The 1024-nt window shown below is 69.6% G+C and carries 1 protein-coding gene; it reads left to right on the top strand.

The features are described 5' to 3' along the window. On the top strand, positions 1-1024 hold a 1024-nt coding region (locus tag K206_RS0132940; protein WP_020206562.1), incomplete at both ends, for an MdtA/MuxA family multidrug efflux RND transporter periplasmic adaptor subunit.

Genomic DNA, 1024 nt, shown 5'->3' with positions numbered 1-1024 from the left:
CGGCGCGCAGCGCTCGCCGGTGGTGGTCAGCACGGTCGCCAGGCGCAACATGGACGTCATCCTCAACGGCCTGGGCAACGTCACGCCGGTGGCCAACGTGACCGTGCGCGTCCAGGTGTCCGGGCCCATGCTCAAGGTCCTGTTCAAGGAAGGCCAGATGGTCAAGGCCGGCGACGTGCTCGCCGAGATCGACCCGCGCCCGTTCCAGGCCGCGCTCGACCAGGCCGTGGGCACGCTGGCGCGCGACCGCGCGCTGCTCGAGAACGCCCGCCTGGACCAGAAGCGCTACCGCACGCTGCTGGCGCAGGATTCGGTTTCCAGCCAGCAGGTGGACACCCAGGACGCGCTGGTGCGCCAGTACGAGGGCACCGTCAAGACCGACCAGGGCAACGTCGACAACGCGCGCCTGCAACTGGGCTACACGCGCGTGCTGGCGCCGGTGTCCGGGCGCATCGGCCTGCGCCAGGTGGACCCCGGCAACATCGTCAGCACCACCGATACCAACGGCATCGCGCTGATCACCCAGGTGGCGCCGATCGCGGTGCTGTACACGATTCCCGAGGACAACCTGCCGTCGGTGCTGCGGCGCCTGAACGCCGGCGAGCAGTTGCCGGTGATCGCGCTGGACCGCCAGGCGCGCAACAAGCTGGCCGAGGGCACGCTGCTGACCACCGACAACCAGATCGACACCACCACCGGCACGGTCAAGCTCAAGGCCATCTTCCCCAACGCCGACGGGATGCTGTTCCCCAACCAGTTCGTCAACGTGCGCACCCGCGTGGACACGCTCGAGGACGCCACCGTCATCCCGGTGGCGGCGGTCCAGCGCGGCCAGCAGGGCACCTTCGTCTACGTGGTCGACGACAACAACCAGGTCAAGGTGCAGAACGTCACGCTGGGCCCGGGCGACGAGAACCGGGTGTCGGTCGCCAAGGGCCTGGAGCCGGGCCAGCACGTGGTGGTGGACGGCGCCGACCGGCTCAAGGAAGGCATGACGGTGGAAACCGTGGACCCGGCCGCGCGC

This window comes from Cupriavidus sp. WS (assembly GCF_000395345.1).
GTDB classification, from domain to species: domain Bacteria; phylum Pseudomonadota; class Gammaproteobacteria; order Burkholderiales; family Burkholderiaceae; genus Cupriavidus; species Cupriavidus basilensis_B.
Note: the sequence above shows the minus strand (reverse complement) of the source record. Positions and strands in the feature narration are given on the sequence as shown.